19 protein-coding genes and 1 tRNA gene are annotated in these 18,744 nt (G+C 75.0%); 15 read left to right on the top strand and 5 right to left on the bottom strand.

Annotation, left to right across the window (positions count from 1 at the left end):
- Window positions 1–96: 96 nt before the first annotated feature.
- Genes DFJ69_RS32800 through DFJ69_RS32785 form a run of 4 tightly spaced genes read left to right on the top strand, consistent with a single transcriptional unit; the run spans window position 97 to window position 4,335 of the window.
- On the top strand, window positions 97–1,347 hold the full coding sequence (locus tag DFJ69_RS32800; RefSeq protein WP_116026159.1) for a glycosyltransferase: 1,251 nt from the start codon (window positions 97–99) through the stop codon (window positions 1,345–1,347).
- A complete protein-coding gene (locus DFJ69_RS32795; RefSeq protein ID WP_116026158.1) occupies window positions 1,344–1,937 on the top strand; it encodes a D-sedoheptulose-7-phosphate isomerase in 594 nt (197 codons plus the stop codon). The genes DFJ69_RS32800 and DFJ69_RS32795 overlap by 4 nt, the downstream gene beginning before the upstream one ends.
- On the top strand, window positions 1,934–3,328 hold the full coding sequence (rfaE2, locus tag DFJ69_RS32790; RefSeq protein WP_116026157.1) for a D-glycero-beta-D-manno-heptose 1-phosphate adenylyltransferase: 1,395 nt from the start codon (window positions 1,934–1,936) through the stop codon (window positions 3,326–3,328). Before DFJ69_RS32795 ends, rfaE2 begins: the two co-directional genes overlap by 4 nt.
- Window positions 3,325–4,335 (top strand): UDP-glucuronic acid decarboxylase family protein, encoded by a 1,011-nt coding sequence (locus DFJ69_RS32785; protein WP_116026156.1) that lies wholly within the window; start codon window positions 3,325–3,327, stop codon window positions 4,333–4,335. Before rfaE2 ends, DFJ69_RS32785 begins: the two co-directional genes overlap by 4 nt.
- On the opposite strand, the gene DFJ69_RS32780 is transcribed toward DFJ69_RS32785, so the two are convergent.
- Together DFJ69_RS32780 and DFJ69_RS32775 are read right to left on the bottom strand one after the other, a co-directional pair.
- Window positions 4,313–4,558 (bottom strand): EF-hand domain-containing protein, encoded by a 246-nt coding sequence (locus DFJ69_RS32780; protein WP_281275938.1) that lies wholly within the window; start codon window positions 4,556–4,558, stop codon window positions 4,313–4,315. The two genes, DFJ69_RS32785 and DFJ69_RS32780, sit on opposite strands and share 23 nt — an antisense overlap.
- A gap of 25 nt (window positions 4,559–4,583) precedes the next feature.
- A complete protein-coding gene (locus DFJ69_RS32775) occupies window positions 4,584–5,288 on the bottom strand; it encodes a Crp/Fnr family transcriptional regulator (RefSeq protein ID WP_116026155.1) in 705 nt (234 codons plus the stop codon).
- Between the two features lie 143 nt (window positions 5,289–5,431).
- Between DFJ69_RS32775 and DFJ69_RS32770 the strand changes: the two genes are divergently transcribed.
- Complete coding sequence (locus DFJ69_RS32770; RefSeq protein ID WP_116026154.1) at window positions 5,432–5,923, top strand: metallophosphoesterase family protein; 492 nt, start codon at window positions 5,432–5,434, stop codon at window positions 5,921–5,923.
- 12 nt (window positions 5,924–5,935) lie between these two features.
- Here DFJ69_RS32770 and DFJ69_RS32765 read toward each other — a convergent pair.
- Window positions 5,936–6,029 (bottom strand) — tRNA-Sec (locus DFJ69_RS32765).
- 80 nt (window positions 6,030–6,109) lie between these two features.
- On the opposite strand from DFJ69_RS32765, the gene selD reads away from it, so the two are divergent.
- Window positions 6,110–7,126: a selenide, water dikinase SelD gene (gene selD / locus DFJ69_RS32760; RefSeq protein WP_116026153.1), complete on the top strand. Its 1,017-nt coding sequence runs from the start codon at window positions 6,110–6,112 to the stop codon at window positions 7,124–7,126.
- Window positions 7,127–7,220: 94 nt separating this feature from the next.
- Entirely contained in the window at window positions 7,221–7,493 is a 273-nt protein-coding gene (locus DFJ69_RS32755) for a GlsB/YeaQ/YmgE family stress response membrane protein (protein WP_116026152.1), read from the top strand.
- Here DFJ69_RS32755 and DFJ69_RS32750 read toward each other — a convergent pair.
- Window positions 7,490–8,962: an AMP-binding protein gene (locus DFJ69_RS32750; RefSeq protein WP_116026151.1), complete on the bottom strand. Its 1,473-nt coding sequence runs from the start codon at window positions 8,960–8,962 to the stop codon at window positions 7,490–7,492. The two genes, DFJ69_RS32755 and DFJ69_RS32750, sit on opposite strands and share 4 nt — an antisense overlap.
- Before the next feature lie 167 nt (window positions 8,963–9,129).
- Here DFJ69_RS32750 and selA point away from each other — a divergent pair, with 167 nt between their 5' ends.
- From selA to DFJ69_RS32730, 4 genes are all read left to right on the top strand, one after another.
- The gene (selA, locus tag DFJ69_RS32745; RefSeq protein ID WP_211328895.1) at window positions 9,130–10,443 is read left to right on the top strand and encodes an L-seryl-tRNA(Sec) selenium transferase; all 1,314 of its coding nucleotides are present in this window, start codon (window positions 9,130–9,132) and stop codon (window positions 10,441–10,443) included.
- On the top strand, window positions 10,443–12,212 hold the full coding sequence (gene selB / locus DFJ69_RS32740; RefSeq protein ID WP_116026149.1) for a selenocysteine-specific translation elongation factor: 1,770 nt from the start codon (window positions 10,443–10,445) through the stop codon (window positions 12,210–12,212). Before selA ends, selB begins: the two co-directional genes overlap by 1 nt.
- A 92-nt stretch (window positions 12,213–12,304) precedes the next feature.
- Window positions 12,305–13,498, top strand: coding sequence for an RtcB family protein (locus DFJ69_RS32735; protein ID WP_116026148.1), 1,194 nt, complete (start codon window positions 12,305–12,307; stop codon window positions 13,496–13,498).
- Between the two features lie 6 nt (window positions 13,499–13,504).
- Window positions 13,505–14,575 (top strand): TfoX/Sxy family DNA transformation protein, encoded by a 1,071-nt coding sequence (locus DFJ69_RS32730; protein WP_116026147.1) that lies wholly within the window; start codon window positions 13,505–13,507, stop codon window positions 14,573–14,575.
- Here DFJ69_RS32730 and DFJ69_RS32725 read toward each other — a convergent pair.
- Window positions 14,532–15,350, bottom strand: a complete 819-nt coding sequence (locus DFJ69_RS32725; protein WP_116026146.1) for an alpha/beta hydrolase — start codon at window positions 15,348–15,350, stop codon at window positions 14,532–14,534. The genes DFJ69_RS32730 and DFJ69_RS32725 overlap by 44 nt on opposite strands.
- Before the next feature lie 135 nt (window positions 15,351–15,485).
- Between DFJ69_RS32725 and moaA the strand changes: the two genes are divergently transcribed.
- The 4 genes from moaA to DFJ69_RS32700 all read left to right on the top strand — a co-directional run bounded on the left by moaA (window position 15,486) and on the right by DFJ69_RS32700 (window position 18,371).
- Window positions 15,486–16,475, top strand: a complete 990-nt coding sequence (gene moaA, locus DFJ69_RS32720) for a GTP 3',8-cyclase MoaA (protein ID WP_245974667.1) — start codon at window positions 15,486–15,488, stop codon at window positions 16,473–16,475.
- A 34-nt stretch (window positions 16,476–16,509) separates the two neighbouring features.
- Entirely contained in the window at window positions 16,510–16,818 is a 309-nt protein-coding gene (locus tag DFJ69_RS32715) for a DUF3467 domain-containing protein (protein WP_170177902.1), read from the top strand.
- Window positions 16,805–17,404, top strand: coding sequence for a molybdenum cofactor guanylyltransferase (gene mobA, locus DFJ69_RS32710; RefSeq protein WP_116026143.1), 600 nt, complete (start codon window positions 16,805–16,807; stop codon window positions 17,402–17,404). The genes DFJ69_RS32715 and mobA overlap by 14 nt, the downstream gene beginning before the upstream one ends.
- A 394-nt stretch (window positions 17,405–17,798) precedes the next feature.
- Window positions 17,799–18,371 (top strand): hypothetical protein, encoded by a 573-nt coding sequence (locus DFJ69_RS32700; RefSeq protein WP_116026141.1) that lies wholly within the window; start codon window positions 17,799–17,801, stop codon window positions 18,369–18,371.
- The last annotated feature ends 373 nt before the right edge of the window (window positions 18,372–18,744 follow it).

The raw sequence follows: 18,744 nt of genomic DNA, 5'->3' as shown, positions 1-18,744 counted from the left end.
ACGCCATTATCGGCGGCCCGACCCGGGCGTTTCAGGTCGGCGTTTCCGGACACTGCTCACCGCGTGCGCGTCTCGACCATTGCGGAGGAGAAGCCTTTGATCATCCATATGGTTTCCGAACACGCCAGCCCGCTGGCGGTGCTGGGGGGTGCGGACGCGGGCGGGCAGAACGTCCACGTCGCGGCGCTCGCCACGGCGCTGGGCGCGCGGGGCCACGACGTCACCGTGCACACCCGGAGGGACGCGCCCGACCCGCCCGACCGGGTCCCCCTGGCGCCGGGCGTCGTGGTCGAGCACGTGCCGGCCGGCCCGCCGCGCCCGATCCCGAAGGACGAGCTGCTGCCCTGGATGCCGGACTTCGCCGACCGACTGGCGGACCGCTGGGCGGCCGGACGGCCCGACGTGGTGCACGCCCACTTCTGGATGAGCGGGTACGCCGCGCTGGCCGCCGCCGCGGACCTGGACGTGCCGGTCGCGCAGACGTTCCACGCGCTCGGCGTCGTCAAGCGCCGGCACCAGCGGGAGGCCGACACCAGCCCGCCGGAGCGGCGCTGGCTGGAGCCCCGGGTGGCCAGGGAGGTGCAGTCCGTCATCGCGACCTGTTCCAACGAGGTCCGAGAACTATGCGCGTATAGAGTCCGGCCGGACTCCGCGGTGGTGATCCCCTGCGGCGTCGACCTCGGGCTCTTCCGCGCCTCCGGGCCCGTGGCCCCGCGCGGGGACCGGCCCCGGGTGCTGTGCATCGGCCGGATGGTGCCCCGCAAGGGCATCGACACCGTCATCGAGGCCATGCCGGAGGTCCCGGGGGCCGAGCTGATCGTCGCCGGCGGTCCCGGCGGGGACGAGCTCGACGACGACCCCGAGGTCCGGCGGCTGCGGGCGCTGGCGGCCGAGCACGGTGTCGCCGACCGGGTGGTCTTCCTGGGCCGGGTGCCGCACGACGAGGCCCCCGCCCTGATGCGCTCGGCCGACGTCGTGGTGAGCGTGCCGTGGTACGAGCCGTTCGGGATGGTCCCGGTGGAGGCGATGGCCTGCGGGACCCCGGTGATCGCGTCGGCGGTCGGCGGCCACCTCGACACCGTCATCGACGGCGTCACGGGACTCCAGGTGCCGCCGCGCGACCCCGTCGCGCTCGCCGACCGGCTGCGCGCGACGCTGGGCGCCCACCGGTTTCGGGCCCGGCTGGGCAGGGCGGGCGCCCGCCGCGCGCGGGCGCTGTACTCCTGGGACCGGATCGCCGCCACCACCGAGTCGGTGTACGAGCGGCTCTCCGGTCGGGACGAGCCGGCCGAGGTCGCCGGTCTGGTCGGCGGTCTCGTCGGCGGCACGAAGGGAGCGAGGTCATGAGCCATCCCCTGACCGAGGCGCACCTGACCAGGCTGGAGATCGCGCTGCGCGGGCTGCGCCGGCGCGGCGACCTGCTGGAGGAGTGGGGGCGCGACCTGGCCGCCGTGCTGGACTCCGGCGGGAGGCTGCTGGCCTGCGGCAACGGCGGCAGCGCCGCGCAGGCCCAGCATCTGACCGCCGAGCTGGTGGGCCGGTTCGACGGTGAGCGCCGGGCGCTGTCGGCGATCCCGCTGCACGGCGACACCTCGGCGTTCACCGCGATCGTCAACGACTACGGCCCCGACGAGGTGTTCGCCCGCCAGGTGCGGGCCCACGGCAGGCCCGGCGACGTGCTGCTGTGCCTGTCCACCAGCGGCACCAGCCGCAACGTGCTCGCCGCCGCCCGCGCCGCGGCGGAGGAGGGGCTGCGGACCTGGGCCCTGACCGGCCCGGCGCCCAACCCGCTGGCCGGGATGTGCGAGCGGGCCCTGACGATCGACGCGCCCTCGACCGCCACCGTGCAGGAGGTCCACCTCGCCGTGGTCCACCTGCTCTGCGCCGCGGTCGACCGGGGCGTCCTGGCGGTCGACCGGCGGGCGGTGGCGACGTGAGGGGCGGGCCGCTGGTCGTCCTGGGCGACGCGCTGCTCGACGTCGACCTCGAGGGCGCCGTCGAACGGGTGTCCCCGGACGCCCCGGTGCCCGTCGTCGGCGGCGTCCGCGAACACCGCCGCGCCGGAGGGGCGGGCCTGGCCGCCACCCTCGCCGCCGGGCTGTCGGCCCGCGACGTCGTGCTGGCCGCCCCGATCGGCGGGGACGCCCCCGGCGCCGACCTCGCCCGACTGCTGGCGGAACGGGTGGAACTGCTGCCGCTGCCGCTGGACGGGACCACCGTCCGCAAGACGCGGGTGCGCGCCGCCGGCCAGTCGTTGGTCCGCGTCGACCAGGGCGACGGCCGGATGGCCGAGGCCCTCGGCGGCGACCGCCGCGAACGCCTCCGGCGGACGCTGCGCTCCGCCGGGGCCGTGCTGGTGGCCGACTACGGGCGGGGGACCGCCGCGCACGAGGAGGTGCGGCGGATGCTCGCCGCCCTGCCGAGGGACGTCCCCGTGGTGTGGGACCCGCATCCGCGCGGGGCGCCGCCCGTGCACGCCGCCCGGCTGGTGACGCCCAACCAGGCCGAGGCCCGTGCGTTCGCCGACACCCCCGAGGCCGGCGGCGATCCGCTCGCCCGGGCCGCCGCCGACGCCGCCGTGCTCGTGCCGCGCTGGAAGGCCGCCGGCGTCGCGGTGACGCTCGGGGAGCGCGGCGCCCTGCTGTCGGTCGGCGACGACGTCCCGTACGTGGTCACCGCGCCGAGGACCCCGGGCCGCGTCGACGCGTGCGGCGCGGGCGACTGCTTCTCCGCCGCCGCCGCCCTGGCCCTCGCGGACGGCGGGCTGCTCGGCGAGGCCGTCACCGAGGCGGTGCGGCAGGCCGCAGCCTTCGTCGCCTCCGGCGATCCCGCCGTCGAACCCGAGCCCCCGGCGGACGACCCCTGGCACGCGGTGCGGCGGGTGCGCGAGCGCGGCGGCACCGTGGTCGGCACCGGCGGATGCTTCGACCTCCTGCATCCAGGGCACGTCGGCCTGCTGCGCCAGGCCCGCGCCCTGGGGGACCTCCTCGTGGTGTGCCTGAACTCCGACGCGTCGGTGCGCAGCCTGAAGGGCCCGGGGCGTCCGGTGATGCCCGAGCAGGACCGGGCCCGCGTGCTCGCCGCGCTCGACTGCGTGGACGCCGTGCTCGTCTTCGAGGAGCCGACCCCGGCCGGCCTGCTGGAACGGCTCCGCCCGGACCTGTGGGTCAAGGGCGCCGACTACGCCTCCGCCGACCTGCCGGAGGCCCACATCGTCCGCCGCCACGGTGGGCAGGTGGTGCTGCTGCCCTACCTGGAGGGCCGTTCCACCAGCAGGCTCGTCGAACGGGCCCGCAGTCGAGTGCACGATGGAGGGGAGGCCGCATGACGGGCATCGCGCAACGCCGCATCCGCCGCGCCGTGGTGACGGGAGGGGCCGGGTTCCTGGGCTCCCACCTGTGCGAACGGCTGCTGCGCGACGGGGTCGGCGTCATCTGCATGGACAACTTCCTGACCGGGACGCCGCACAACGTGGCCCACCTGATGGGCCGGCCGGGGTTCCGGGTGGTGGAGTGCGACCTGACCGGGTTCGTTCACGTGCCCGGCGATGTGGACCTGGTGATGCACTTCGCGTCGGCGGCCTCGCCCATCGACTACCTCAAGCTGCCGGTGGAGACCCTCAAGGTCGGCGGGCTCGGCACCCTGCACGCGCTGGGCCTGGCCAGGGAGAAGGGGGCGCGGTTCGTCCTCGCCTCCACCAGCGAGGTGTACGGCGACCCGCTGCGCCATCCGCAGCGCGAGGACTACTGGGGCAACGTCAACCCGGTCGGCCCCCGCAGCGTTTACGACGAGGCGAAGCGGTACGCGGAGGCCCTGACGACCGCCTACCGCAACAGCCGCGACGTCGACACCGGCATCGTCCGGATCTTCAACACCTACGGTCCCCGGATGCGCCCGCACGACGGCCGCGCCATCCCCACGTTCATCCGCCAGGCGCTGGCGGGCGAGCCGCTGACCGTCGCGGGGGACGGCTCCCAGACCCGGTCGATCTGCTACGTGGACGACACCGTGTCCGGCATCCTCGCGCTGGCCCGCGACCGGCTCGCCGGGCCCGTCAACATCGGCAACTCCGAGGAGACGACCGTCCTGGAGCTGGCCCGCACCATCCGTGACCTGACCGGCTCGGAGTCGCCGATCGCGTTCGTCGAGCGCCCGACCGACGACCCCACGGTCCGCTGCCCCGACACGACCCTCGCGCGGGAACGGCTCGGCTGGGGTCCGCGCGTCCCCAACACCGAGGGGCTGCGCCGCACCATCGCCTGGTTCGCCGAGGAACTCGGCCTCGTCCGGCCCGCCGAGCGCGCCCGGGCGGCTAGCGGGGGTTCGACCGCATGAACGCGGCGAACTCGGCCAGCGACAGCTTGCCGTCGCGGCTGCCGTCGGCCTGCACCATCACCTCGACGGCCCGGGCGTGACCGATCTCGCGGCCGAGCGCCCGCATCAGGGACTTCAGCTCGGCCAGCGAGATGTGGCCGTCGCCGTCGAGGTCCACCATCCGGAACGTCGCCGCGTACTCGTCGTCCGGCCGGTCGTTCGAGGGGTCGTTCGCGTCCGTCACGGGCGGCACGTTAGCAGCAGGCCGGTCAGGAGTCCGTGGCGCACCGGGCCACGAAGCCGCGCAGCCCTGGCAGGTCCAGCACCGTGACCTTCTTGTACGCCGTGGCCACCAGCCCCTGGTCGCGCAGCTCGCCGAAGCCGCGGGCGGCCGTCTCCCGGGAGGCGTCCACCCAGCTCCCCAGGTCCGCCTGGGACAGCGGCGGCAGGATCTGGATGCGCCCGTCGGCGGTCGCCGGCCGGTACCGCAGCGACAGCTCGGCCAGATGGACCAGCAGGTGCGCCAGCCGGCAGGTGCCGTCCGAGCCGGCGTGCACGCGCAGCCGGTTGCCCAGGTCGCCCATCCGGTCCACCACCGTGGCCATCAGCGGCCACCAGCACTGCGGGTTGTCGTCGAGGAAGGTCCGGAACCGCTGCGCGGGCACGCTCAGCGCCGTGATGTTCACCAGCGGCTGCACGGTCGCCGATCGGGGCCGGTCGAACATCGCGGAGACCTCGCCGACCATGTCGCCGGGACCCCGCACCGCCAGCACCACCTCGCGGCCGGACCCGGTGGGGGAGATGACCTTGGCCCAGCCCTCCATGATGATGATGACGTGCGTGGAGGCGTCGCCCTCGAAGCACAGCGGCTCGGCGCCCGGGCGGAACTCGCGCACCCGACCCGCACGGCGCAGGAGGGCCCGTTCGGCCTCGCCGAGCGCCTCCCAGAAGGGGATCGCCGGAAGCCGTTCCATGGGTCCTTCGCGCACGCGGACCTCCGCTCGGTCGAGCCCGCGGTCGGGGGGCGGGCGGGGTGGAGATGATTGACCCATCTTGCCCTCCCCATGACTGACTCTGTCAGTCGCGTGGGCCTCGCCAACGAGGGTAGGGCCGAACCGTGCACGTGACCGTGCTGTCCGACACGCATGCGCCGCGCCGTTGGCGCTCGTGCCCGCCGGCGGTGGCCGCCCTCCTGCGCGGCGCGGACCTGATCCTGCACGCGGGCGACGTCTGCACCACCGAGGTCCTGGACGAGCTGGCCGGGTACGCGCCGGTGCGGGCGGTGCTGGGCAACAACGACGGGCCGGACCTGGCCGCCCGGGGCGTCCCGGAGACGCTGGACCTCGACCTGGACGGCCTGCGCGTCTCGATGATCCACGACAGCGGTCCCGCCAAGGGCCGCCTCGCCCGGATGCGCCGTCGCTTCCCCGCGGCCGAGCTGGTGGTCTTCGGCCACTCGCACATCCCGCTGGACGAGAGCGGCGACGGACTGCGCCTGTTCAACCCCGGATCGCCGACCGACCGCCGTCGTCAGCCGCACGGCACCGTCGGGCTCCTGGACGTCCGGGACGGGGAGCTGGTCCGGGCGGAGATCGTGCCGGTGACGTGACACGGGCGGGGCGCGGAGGCGTACGGGAATCGAACCCGCCGACCCGAGATGCTCGGGTCCACTGATTTTGAAGATCAGGGAGGCCACCAGGCGCTCGCACGCCTCCGCCGCCGACCCTACGTGATCTGCGCGTCCGGGCCCGGGCACCCTTGATCGCCCGGTGCGGCGGTGTCATAGTGTCCGGCTGTGACCCCCGTACGGCTGACCCGGTACGCCCGCGGCGGCGGCTGCGCCTGCAAGATCCCGCCGGGCGAGCTGGAGGAGATGGTCGCCGGGCTCGCCCTGGGGACGCCGCCCGCCGGGTCCCCGCCGGCGGGGGACGAGACGATGATCATCGGGCTGGACGACGCCGACGACGCGGCCGTGCTGCGCATCGAGGGCGATCGGGCCGTGGTCTCCACCGTCGACTTCTTCGCCCCCGTGGTCGACGACCCCTACGACTGGGGCCGGATCGCCGCCGCCAACGCCCTCTCCGACGTCTACGCGGTCGGCGGCCGTCCCGTCATGGCGGTCAACCTGCTGGGCTGGCCGCGCGACACGCTGCCGATGGAGCTGGCCCGCGAGGTGCTGCGCGGCGGCCGCGACGTCGCCGCCCGCGCCGGCTGCGCGGTGGCCGGCGGCCACAGCATCGACGACGCCGAGCCCAAGTACGGCATGGCGGTGACCGGCCTCGCCGACCCCGCGCGGCTGCTGCGGCTGGACGCGGCCCGACCGGGGCTGCCGCTGTCGCTGACCAAGCCGCTGGGCATCGGGGTCCTCAACACCCGCCACAAGGCCACCGGCGAGGTGTTCCCGCAGGCCGTCGCCGCCATGACGGCCCTGAACGCGGACGCCTCGCAACTCGCGCTGGACGCCGGGGCGCGGGCGGCCACCGACGTGACGGGGTTCGGTCTGCTCGGCCATCTCTACAAGCTGGCCCGGGCCGGCGGGGTCACCGCGGTGCTCGACGCGGCGGCCGTGCCCTACCTGGACGGCGCCCGCGATGCCGTCCGCGACGGGTTCGTCTCCGGCGGAACGCACCGCAACCTCGGCTGGGTCGCCCCGCACACCGACTTCGGCCGGACCGGCGAGCCCGAGCGGCTGCTGCTGGCCGACGCCCAGACCTCCGGCGGGCTGCTGGTGGCCGGGGAGGTCCCGGGCGCCACCGTGATCGGCGAGCTGATCGCACGGACCGTGCCGGGCCCCGTGATCATCGTTCGCTGACCGCCCCGGCCGCGCCCCGGTTGCGCCGCCGCGCTCCGGGTACGGACCCGGGCGACCTCCCCAGAGGTGCGCGGACGCACGGAAGGAGGTCGTCATGACCATCGGGATCATCGTCACCGCCGGCGTCTTCGGCGCGATCATCGGCGGGCTCGGTCGCCTGGTCGTGCCGGGCGGGCGGGAGCCGGCGACCTGGCTCACCGTCGCGGTGGGGGTCTTCGCCGCCTTCCTCGGGGCCTGGCTGGGCCACGGGGTCCTGGACTGGGACGGCGGCGGCTTCGGTGTCCCGGTGGCGCTGCTGGAGATCACGCTCGCCGCCGTCGGCGTCGTCGCGGCGATGTCGCTGTGGCCCCGCGGGGGCGACGCCTAACCGCCCTCCCCGGCACGCCCCGTCACCCGGACCTGCCCGTCCGCGTCGATGCGGCCGACGTCCCCGGTCAGGTAGTGGCCGGGATGCCGGGTCAGGTACGACTCCACGAACCGCTCGTCCTCGCGCCACAGCGTGGACAGCGCCCCCGGCGGCAGCGGCAGCCGGATCGCCAGTTCGCCGTGGCCGCCCTCGCCCACCGGCCCGCCGCGCTCGTTCAGGACCCGTACGTCGAAGCCCGGCGTCGGCACGCCGGAGGAGCCCGCCGTGACCCGCATGGGCTCCAGACCCAGCGGGTTGGCGGCGATCGCCCGTCCGGTCTCGGCCTGCCCCCATTCCCCGCTCACCCGGAGCCCGAGGACCCGCGACGCCCACGCGAACGTCGCCTCGTCCACGGCCTCCCCGGCCGCGATCAGCCCCTGGAGGGCCGACAGGTCATGGTCGCGGAGGAACGTTCCGGCGGGATCCCTCGCGCACTGCGCCCTCAGCCCCGCCGACGTGGTGATCAGCCGTCTCACCCGATGCTCGGCCGCCGGCCGCCACGGGTCGGCCCCGCCGGGGCACAGGACGACCGTGCAGCCGGTCACCAACGGCCCGTAGACGGCGGACGACAGGCCGACGGCCCAGCCCACGTCCGATCCGACCCCGATGGCGTCTCCCGGGCCGACGCCGTACACGTTCTCCATCGCCCAGCGCAACGCCACCGCGAACCCGCCGTTGTCGCGGACGACCCCCTTGGGAGGCCCTCCGGTACCGGGCGTGAACAGGATGTGCAGGGGATCGGTCGCCGCGACCGTGACGCACGCGGCGGGACTCGCCGACGCCAAGGCCTCGTCCCAGTCGACGTCGCGCGGAGGGGACGTCGCGGTGTCCGTCCTGGAGGCGTCGCGCCGCCAGATCATCCGGTGCCCGATCGTATGCGAGGCCAGCCGCAACGCGCTGTCCAGCAGGGGTTTGCGCGTGCCGGAGCCGAGATCCGCGGCGTCCTCGGCGGCCGAGACCACCACCTTGGGGCGCGTGCCGTCGATCCGCGCGGCCAGGCCCTCCGGGGTGAGCCCGGCGTCGCCCACCACGGCCGGCACCGCCCCCAGCCGTGCGCAGGCCAGCAGTGCGATGGCCGCCTCGGCCACCAGGGGCAGGCGCACCAGCACCCGGTCCCCGCGCTCCACGCCCAGCGCCCGCAACGCCCCCGCGCACCGTGCCACCACGTCCCGCAGCTCGGCGTAGGTGTAGGCGCGGCGATCCCCGTCGATCAGCGCGGGACGCCCTCCGTGGCCCTCCTCCACGTGCCGGTCGAGCGCGTTCTCGCAGGTGTTCAACTCACCGCCGGTGAACCACCGGTAGAACGGGGGCGCCCCGTCGTCCAGCACGCGGTCGGGCGGGGCGAGCCAGCGGATGTCCCGGGCGGCCAGCCCCCAGAAGCGCGATGGATCGGTGATGCTGCGCTGGTGCGCGGCCGCATAGGCTCCCATGCGCTCCTCCGGGGGTGGCAGGGGTTCCACCTATGGGGCACGGCCGAGGGCCTCTTCGTCAAGAGCGGCGTTCCACGAGCGGTCCCGATCCCCGAAGTGACAGGGATCTCACCGTAAGGAGGGGTTGTGCTTCCGCCGGCCGACGCTCCTCCCTAAGGTTCTGTCGCGTGGACTCCAGGCGACAGGTGCCCCGTACCGATGCCGTGCTGGCCGACCCGCGCCTGGGGACGGCGGCCGGGCGGCTCGGGCGCGCCCTGGTGAAGGCGGCGGTCGTGCGGGCGCAGGAACGGGCCCGGACCGGTGAGATCGCGCCCGGCGAGGTCGCCGACGCGGCCGTCGCCGGCCTGCCCGAGCACGCCACCACGCTGCGCCCCGTCGTGAACGCCACCGGCGTCCTGCTGCACACCAACCTGGGCCGCGCCCCGCTGTCGGCCGCCGCCCGCGACGCGGTCGCCGCCGTGTCCGGATGCGCCGACGTCGAGTACGACCTGGCCACCGGCCGTCGAGGCGCACGCGGCCGGGGCGCCCTCGACGCGCTCCGCGAGTCCTGCCCGGAGGCCGAGGCCGTCGCCGTCGTCAACAACAACGCCGCCGCCCTCGTGCTGGCCGCCACCGCGCTGGCCCCCGGCCGCGAGATCGTGCTCTCGCGCGGCGAGATGGTCGAGATCGGCGACGGCTTCCGCATCCCGGAGCTGCTGGCGGCCACCGGCGCGCGGCTCCGCGAGGTCGGCACCACCAACCGCACCACCGTCGCCGACTACGCCGAGGCGCTGGGGCCCGAGACCGGCTTCGTCCTCAAGGTGCACCCGTCCAACTTCCGGATCGAGGGGTTCACCGCCGAGGCCGACGTCGCCGGGCTGGCCCGGCTCGACGCGCCCCTGGTCGTGGACATCGGCTCCGGACTGCTGGCCCCCGAGCCGCTCCTGCCGCGGGAGCCCGACGCCGCCTCCGTGCTGGCCGCCGGGGCCGACCTGGTCACCGCCAGCGCGGACAAGCTGCTGGGCGGCCCGCAGGCGGGGCTCATCCTCGGGTCCGCCGAGATCGTCGGTCGGCTGCGCAGGCACCCGCTCTACCGGGCCCTGCGCGTCGACAAGCTGACCCTGGCTGCCCTGGAGGCGACGCTGCGCGGCCCCGAGCCGCCCGTCGTGCGGGCCCTGCGCGCCGACGCGGCGGACCTGATGCGCCGGGCCGCCCGGCTGGCGAAGGAGTTGAACGCGCACGGGGTCGCCGCCGACGCCGTGGCCGGCGAGGCCACCGTGGGCGGCGGGGGAGCGCCCGGGGTCGTCCTGCCCAGCGCCGCCGTCGCGCTGCCCGGCGAATTCGAGCCGGCGCTGCGCGAGCGGTGCGTCGTGGGCCGGCTCGAGCAGGGCAGACTGATGCTGGACCTGCGCTCCGTGCCGCCCTCCGACGACGCCCTCGTGGCCCGCGCCGTGCTGTCGGCGCACTCGGCCCGGCCCGCCGCCGTGGGCGGGGAGGCGTGATGCAGGTCGTCGCGACCGCCGGGCACGTGGACCACGGCAAGTCCGCGCTGGTCCGGGCGCTCACCGGGATGGAGCCCGACCGCTGGGCCGAGGAGCGCCGCCGGGGCCTGACCATCGACCTCGGGTTCGCCTGGACGACGCTGCCGTCGGGGTTGCGGCTGGCGCTGGTCGACGTGCCCGGACACGAGCGGTTCGTCGGCAACATGCTGGCCGGGGTGGGCCCGGTGCCCGCCGCGATGATGGTGGTCGCCGCCGACGAGGGCTGGATGCCGCAGTCGCAGGAGCACCTGGCCGCCCTCGACGCCCTGGGGGTCCGGCACGGGCTGCTGGTCGTCACCCGCTCCGACCTCGCCGACCCGACCCCGGCGCTGCGCCAGGCGCGCTCGAGGCTGGACGGCACCGGGCTGCGCAACGCGGAGGCGGTGACGGTCAGCTCCGTCACCGGTCGCGGCGTCGACGACCTGGCCGCCGCCCTGGACCGGCTCGCGGCCCGGCTGCCGGTCCCGGACCCGGCGGCCCCGGTGCGGCTCTGGGTGGACCGCGCGTTCACCGTCAAGGGCAGCGGCACCGTCGTCACCGGCACCCTCGGCGCGGGCACCGTCGCCGTCGGCGACGAACTGACGCTCACGCCGGGCGACCGGACCGTCCGGATCCGGGCGCTGGAGTCGATGAGGGAGCCCGTCGACGCGGTGACCGGCGTGTCCCGCGTGGCGGTCAACCTGCGCGGTGTCGACCACGGCGACGTCGTGCGGGGCATGGCGCTGGTCAGCCCCGGGGACTGGACCATGACGACCTGCGTCGACGTGCGGCTGAGCTTCGCCGAGGCGTCCGGACGGCTGGCCCGCCAGATGATCCTGCACCTCGGCTCCGCCGCCGTCCCGGTGCGGCTGCGTCCCCTCGGCCCCGACACGGCCCGCCTCACCCTCAACGCCCGGCTGCCGCTGCACGTCGGGGACCGGGCCCTGCTCCGCGACCCCGGGCGGCGCTCCGTGGCCGGCGTCCGGGTCCTGGACGTCCGGCCGCCCACGCTCGTTCGGCGTGGCGCGGGTGTCGAACGCGCCCGGGAGCTGGCGAGCTGGCCCGACCGGCCCGGTGGCGGCCTGCTGCTGCGGCGGCACGGCGTGCTGCGCGAGGGCGAGCTGGCCGTGATGGGGGCCGTGCCGCCCGTGGACGCCGTGCGGCTCGACGACGGCTGGCTCGCCGACCCGGGCCACTGGGAGGGCCTGCATCGACGGCTGGCCGGGGAACTGGCCCGGCACGCCGCCGCGAGCCCGCTGGCCCCGGGCATCCCGTTGGAGGCCGCCAGGCTGCGGCTGGGCCTGCCGTCGCGGCGGCTCGTGGCGGCGCTGATCCGTCCGCCGCTGCGGCTGGCCGACGGCCGCGTGTACGGCACGCCCGCCGGGCCGCCGCCCCAGGTCGTCGAGGCCGTCGCACGGCTGCGCGAGGACCTGGCGGAGGCGCCGTTCCGGGCCCCGGAGGCGGCGCGGCTGGCCGAGCTGGGCCTGACCGGGCCGACCCTGGCCGCCGCCGTGGCGTCCGGCGCCGTGCTGCGGCCGGCCGACGGCGTGGTGCTGCCCGCCGGGGCCGACGAGGAGGCCGTCCGCGTGCTGGCGGGCCTGTCGCAGCCGTTCACCGTGGCGCAGGCCAAGCAGGCCCTGGACACCAGCCGCCGGGTCGTCGTCCCGCTGCTGGAGCATCTGGACCGGCGCGGGCTGACCGAGCGCTCCGGCGACCACCGACGGGTGCGCTCCGAACCGAAAATGGGTTGATCCGGCCCCACGACCTCTGGCGTCATAGAGCGCGTCAGAGATCGTTCAACGGGAACGGTCAACGGGCGTTCAGGTTCGGAAAGGAGCCTTCGATGCCGTACGAGACCCTGCGGGGCGGCCGTGTTCCGATCCGCATGTGGACGGACCCGGCGACCGTCGAGGAGGCGGCGCTCGACCAACTGCGCAACGTGGCGGACCTGCCGTGGGTGGAGGGTGTCGCGGTGATGCCCGACGTCCACTACGGCAAGGGCGCCACCGTCGGCTCGGTGATCGCGATGCGCGACGCCGTGGCACCCGCCGCCGTCGGCGTGGACATCGGCTGCGGCATGACGGCGGTGCGCTCCAGCCTGACGGTCGAGGACCTCCCCGACGACCTGAGCCGCCTGCGCGCCAAGCTGGAGAGGGCGATCCCGGTCGGTCGCGGCTCCCACGACACCCCGGTGGACCCGGCGGGCGTCCCCGGCTTCAAGGAGCGCGGCTGGTACGACTTCTGGAAGGGCTTCGACGAGCTGCTCCCGGCCGTCCGGGGCCGGTTCGGTCGGGCCCGGTCGCAGATGGGGACGCTCGGGAGCGGCAACCACTTCCTGGAGGTGTGCGCCGACGACGAGGGGGCGATCTGGATCGTCCTGCACTCCGGCTCGCGCAACATCGGCAAGGAGCTGGCGGACCACCACATCGAGGCCGCCCGGAGGCTGCCGCACAACCAGGACCTGCCCGACCGCGACCTGGCGGTGTTCCTGAGCGGCACCGACGAGATGGAGGCGTACCGCCGGGACCTGTTCTGGGCGCAGGACTACGCGCGGCGCAACCGGGCGCTCATGATGGCGCTCTCCCAGAACGTGGTCGCCCGGTACTTCGCCGGCCACAAGATCAAGTGGACCGACCACATCTCGTGCCACCACAACTACGTGGCCGAGGAGGTCTACGGCGGGGCCGAGCTGCTGGTCACCCGCAAGGGCGCGATCCGCGCGGGCGGCGGCGACCTGGGCATCATCCCGGGTTCGATGGCGACCGGCACGTACATCGTGCGCGGCCTCGGCAACGACGACGCCTTCAACTCCGCCTCGCACGGGGCGGGCCGGAGGATGAGCCGGAACAAGGCCAAGAAGACCTTCACCCTGGAGGACCTGCAGACGCAGACCGAGGGTGTGGAGTGCCGCAAGGACGCCGGGGTGATCGACGAGATCCCGGGCGCCTACAAGGACCTGGAGTCGGTCATGGCCGCGCAGTCCGACCTGGTCCGGGTCGAGGCGCGCCTCCGCCAGCTCATCTGCGTGAAGGGCTGACGGACCATGCCGGCGCGGCAGCGGCCCGCCACGGCGCGGGCCGCCGCCGACGGCATGAAGCTGCACCGGCGCACCCTGCGGCTGGCGGGCCGCGAGCACACCGTCATCGGGCTGCGGCCGGGCACCACCGCCCGGTTCGGCACCAACCTGTTCCACGAGACGTGGCACGTGCTGTCCGACCGGCACGGGGCGCAGGTGCTGGCCCGCCTGCTGTGGGGCCTTTCCTATCAGGCACGGCCGGGCACCCTGCTGCTCATCGACCGGCCATTCCTGGTGCCGACGCCGTTCGACGCCGACCCGGCCGACCCGATCGTCGTGCTGCCCGACCGCCGCACGCCGTTCGGGCGGCGGGCCGCCCGCGACCTCAAGGCGAGGCTGCCGCTGCGATCGGCCCCGGACGGGACCGTCCGCTGGCGGACGTACGGGCTGGACGCCGCGCTGACCGACGTCCGGGGCTGGACGGACGCGCACGTCCCGTACTGGCGGCCGGAGCGCGGCCGGGTCCGGCGGACCGACGGGTTGATCGTCCTCCAGCCGGACAGTACGACGGAGCTGCGGCTGTGGGCGTTGTGGGCCGCCACGCTGGACGCGACCGGCCGCTTCCCCTCCGATCACACGTACCTCGGGCCTTGGCGTGGGGGCCACTCGGGCGAGATCCAGATCTTCCGCGACTTCCGCCGTGACGTGGGGATCGCCCGCCGGGCCCGCGCCGACGTGCTGGCCCGCCCCGACGCCCCGAAGTACCCCGACCTGCTCCGACCCCGGATCTGGCGCCAGGGTCACGCGATCAGATGCGGGAGGAGCATGAAGATCGAGAACTGCCGCAACCTCGACCCCACCACGGCCGAACGGCTGAACCGCATCGGCATCCGGACCCTGGACGACCTCGCCCGGACGGGACCCGTCGAGGCGTTCCTCGGGCTGCGGGACGCGGCGATGCCCGGCCTGACCCGCACGATGCTGTGGGCTCTGGAGGGCGCGCTCACCGACACCGACCGGCGGGCGATCCCGGCGGCGCGCAAGGAGGAGCTGCTCAGCGAGCTGGAGCGCTCAGCACGCGGTCGACGAAGGCGGTGACCTCCGCCAGTACCTCGTCGGAGTTGGTCTCGTTGAACACCTCGTGCCGCGCCTCCGCATGGCGCCGCTCCGTCAGGTCCGTGCCCCGCACCGCCTCGATGCCGACGGCCGTCCCCTCGTACGGCACCAGACGGTCGTCCTCGCCGTGCACCCACAGGGTCGGCAGCGCTCCGAGCGACCCGTGCCGCGTGATCGCGTCCAGGCAGCGGGCCCACGCCTCGACCGTGACCTTCTTGAACGGCCCGTGCCAGACCAGCGGGTCGTCCGCGTACGCCCGACCGACCTGCGGGTCCCGCGACAGCGTGGACGGGTCGATGGGCACGTCGGGGATCTCGTCCAGGCCACGCATCGCCTCCAGCGCCTCCCAGCGCCCGAGCACCGGCCCCGACAGCACCAGCGCCGCGATCCCCTCCCCGTGGAGCTGGGCGTAGCGCGTGGCGATCATGCCGCCCATCGAGTGCCCGATCACGACGACCGGGAGATCGCGGTGGTCGGCGCGGGCGTCCTCGACCAGGGAGTGGACGTCGGCCACCCGGTCCTCGAAATCGGCGACGAGCACCCGTTCGCCCGCCGACAGACCGTGCCCGGCGTGGTCGACGCCGACGACGGTGGCGCCGTGGTCGAGCAGGGCCCGCGCCACGTGCTCGTACCGGCCCAGGTGCTCGCCGTAGCCGTGCACCAGAACGGCCAGGTAGCGGGGCTCGGGATGCCTCCAGGACCGCGCCGCGACCGCCCCGTCGCGTCCCGCGAACTCCCACCGCCGTGTCACCGTCATGGCCCGCCCTCCTCGAAGATCAGGCCGATACCGTGCCTCGCGGTGCACCGGAACGTCAACCACCCCAATACAGTGGATGCCGCCAGGCCATTTCGGCGGGGGCCGCCCCGCCGGCAGCAGGAAGGGGGGCCGCCCGTGCTGGTCGACGGCTTCGGCCGCGTCGCGACGGACCTGCGGGTCTCCCTCACCGACCGGTGCAACCTGCGGTGCTCGTACTGCATGCCGCCGGAGGGACTCGACTGGCTGCCCAGGCCGGAGCTGCTGACCGACGACGAGGTGGTCCGGCTGGTGGGTGTCGGCGTCGAGCGGCTCGGCGTCACCGAGGTCCGCTACACCGGCGGCGAGCCGCTGCTGCGCCGCGGGCTGCCGGACGTCGTCCGGCGCACCGCCGCGCTGCGCCCCCGCCCGCAGATCTCGCTGACCACCAACGGCATCGGCCTCGGCCGGCTGGCCGGGCCGCTGGCCGAGGCCGGGCTCGACCGCGTCAACGTCTCCCTCGACACCCTGGAGGCGGAGACCTTCACCCGCCTGACGCACCGCGACCGGCTCGCCGACGTGCTGGCCGGGCTGGCGGCGGCGGTCCGGGCCGGGCTGACCCCGGTCAAGGTCAACGCGGTGCTGATGCGCGGGATCAACGACCACGAGGCCGTGCCGCTGCTGCGGTACTGCCTGGAGCGCGGGTACGAGCTGCGGTTCATCGAGCAGATGCCGCTGGACGCCCAGCACGGCTGGAAGCGCGACGACATGGTCACCGCCGACGAGATCCTCGGCCTGCTGTCGGCGTCGTTCGCGCTGACCCCCGACGAGCCGGCGTCGCGGGGCAGCGCGCCCGCCGAGACGTTCCTCGTCGACGGGGGACCGGCGCGGGTGGGTGTCATCGGGTCGGTCACCCGGCCGTTCTGCGGCGCCTGCGACCGGGTGCGGCTGACCGCCGACGGACAGGTCCGCAACTGCCTGTTCGCCACCGAGGAGTCCGATCTGCGCGCCGCCCTGCGGGCCGGCGCGGACGACGACGACCTCGCCGCGCGGTGGGTCGCTGCGGTCGGGCGCAAGCGCGCCGGGCACGGCATCGACGACCCCGGATTCCTGCAGCCGGCCCGCCCCATGTCCGCGATCGGCGGATGACCCGGCTCCGTCCGTCACATGCGACGATGTCAGGGTGACGGACCAGCCGCTGGAACAACGGGTCGAGATAACGGTGCCGGAGGACGCCGAGGTCGGCGTGTACGCCGGATTCGCGTCGGTGTGGCGGACCCAGGAGAGCTTCGTGCTGGACTTCGCCACCGAGGTGCGCCCCCCCGAGGTCGCCCAGGACCCCGACTCCGGTTCCCGCTACGTCCACGTGCCCGCCAGGGTCGTCGCCCGGGTGCGGATCCCCCCCGGCCAGGTCTGGGAGCTGATGAAGGCCCTGGAGAAGAACCTCAGCGCCTACGAGCGGGACGCCGGCGCACGCCGTGACGACGCCTGAGTTCGACACGGTCGTCCTCGCGGGCGGCCGGGCCCGCCGATTCGGCGGCGCCGACAAGCCGGCCGCGCCGGTGGGCGGCAGACCGCTGCTCGCCTGGTCCGCGGAGGCCGCCGCCGGGGCCCGGCGCCTGGTGATCGTCGGCCCGCCCCGCCCCCGGCTGACCCCCGCCGACGCCGTCGTCGTCCGGGAGGACCCGCCGGGCGGCGGCCCCGTCCCCGCCCTGACGGCCGGGCTCGCCGAGGTCCGCGCGCCGTGGACCGTCCTGCTGGCCGCCGACCTGCCCTTCCTGCGGGCCGCGCACGTCGACGGACTGCTCGGAGCGGCCGTCCGGCACGGCGTCGGCGCGGTGCTGACCGATGACGACGGTCGGCCCCAGTGGCTCATCGGCTGCTGGCGCACCGCGGCGCTGAGGACCGCCCTCACGGCGTACGACGGGAGGTCGCTGCACGGGCTGCTCGACCCCTTGGAGCCGCGGACGCTGAGCGTTCCCGCCGGGGAACGGCCGCCGCCCTGGTACGACTGCGACACCCCCGAGTCCCTCGAACGCGCCCGCGCGCTCGCCGAGCGACCCGACGGGCGATCCTAGGACGCGGGGCGTTTCACGAGGATCCCGCTGTGGGCGCAACGGCCGGAGAGCAACTCGGGTCGCGTCCGAAGCGCCGTGGTCGCGACATGCGGGAGATGATCACGCGCGCATATCCCGTCCAGGAGGTGTCGGACCGGGGGCACTGTTTCAGGTGCCGGGGCGGCATCGACTTCACCGCCGGGCGGTCGAGCGCCGGGTCTGTCCGGCGTTCGGCGAGCGGCACGTTCGACGTCGGCGATGAACACGCTGGGATCCCCGGTCGGTCGGGGGGACGCCATCCCGCCCTGCCGTGCCTTTACTGAGTGCGACGAGTTCGTTACTTTGAGCTGCGGCACTTTTGGTGTGCGTTTGGTGCCGAAAAGTGACGAACGAGGCCGATGAAGGAAGCATCCCCATGCCCGACACTCTGATCTCGCGCCGCGGTCCGGCGGCGCTGCTGACCGGCTTGGCGCTGGTCTGCGCCCTGGCACCGGGCATGTCCCGACCTGCCCACGCTCGAGCCGATGCCCCGCTGACGGTCTGCCCCGGCCACGTCGAGCAGTCCATCAGTCCAGGGCTGACGGTGCTGCCTCGGAAGCAGGAGGTGACCGTGCTGGGAAGGTTCGTGCCCTGCGCGGGTCGGCTCCTGGATCCCCAGCACGCCGCCGCCGATTTCACCGCGAGCGCCACGGGGCTGCTCAGTTGCTCCCTCAACGTCCCGATCACCAACGCCGGCGGCACCGTCCGGTGGAGGGACCGCGAGGGCAACGACTCGGGCACCTCGGAGTTCACCGGCGGCATGACCCTCAGCCAGCGGCCGCTCGGCGAGAACGTCGGGATCGTGCTCGCCACCATCGATTCAGGAGAGTTCGCCGGCCGCACGCTCATGCTCATCAGCGCCCGCCTGACCATCGAACCCCACCGGTGCCTGACCACCGGAATCCGCAACGTCGCCGGCCCGGGCTCCCTGGAGATCCTGCCCCTGTGACCCCCGAGCGAGCAGACCGGCCCTCGTCCCGGCCGAGCGGGGCGCCCGTGCACGAACAGGCCGCACGCTTTGGCCCGCCGGGATCAACGAAGCACCCGGCCGACTCCCCGACCGCACCGATCGACCCTCACGAACGGCCGACCGCCCGGCCCCGACCGATCAGCCCCGCCTCGTGATCGGGCATGACTCGCCGTCGTGCGGGCGGCCCGCCCGCGTTCACGCGCTCGGGCCGCGCGGCGCGGATCCCCGCCGGGGTCGTGGCAACTCGCTGAGCGGCGTCATCGCGTTGACCTGACCACCGGAAGCCATCAGCAAGGCACGCGCGTGCGGCACCCCTCATGCCAGGCAGCACATCGGGATGGCGAGGCACTGA

Source organism: Thermomonospora umbrina (assembly GCF_003386555.1).
Taxonomy (GTDB): Bacteria; Actinomycetota; Actinomycetes; order Streptosporangiales; family Streptosporangiaceae; genus Thermomonospora; species Thermomonospora umbrina.
The sequence above is the reverse complement of the archived record's forward strand: the minus strand, read 5'-3'. Positions and strand labels throughout refer to the sequence as shown.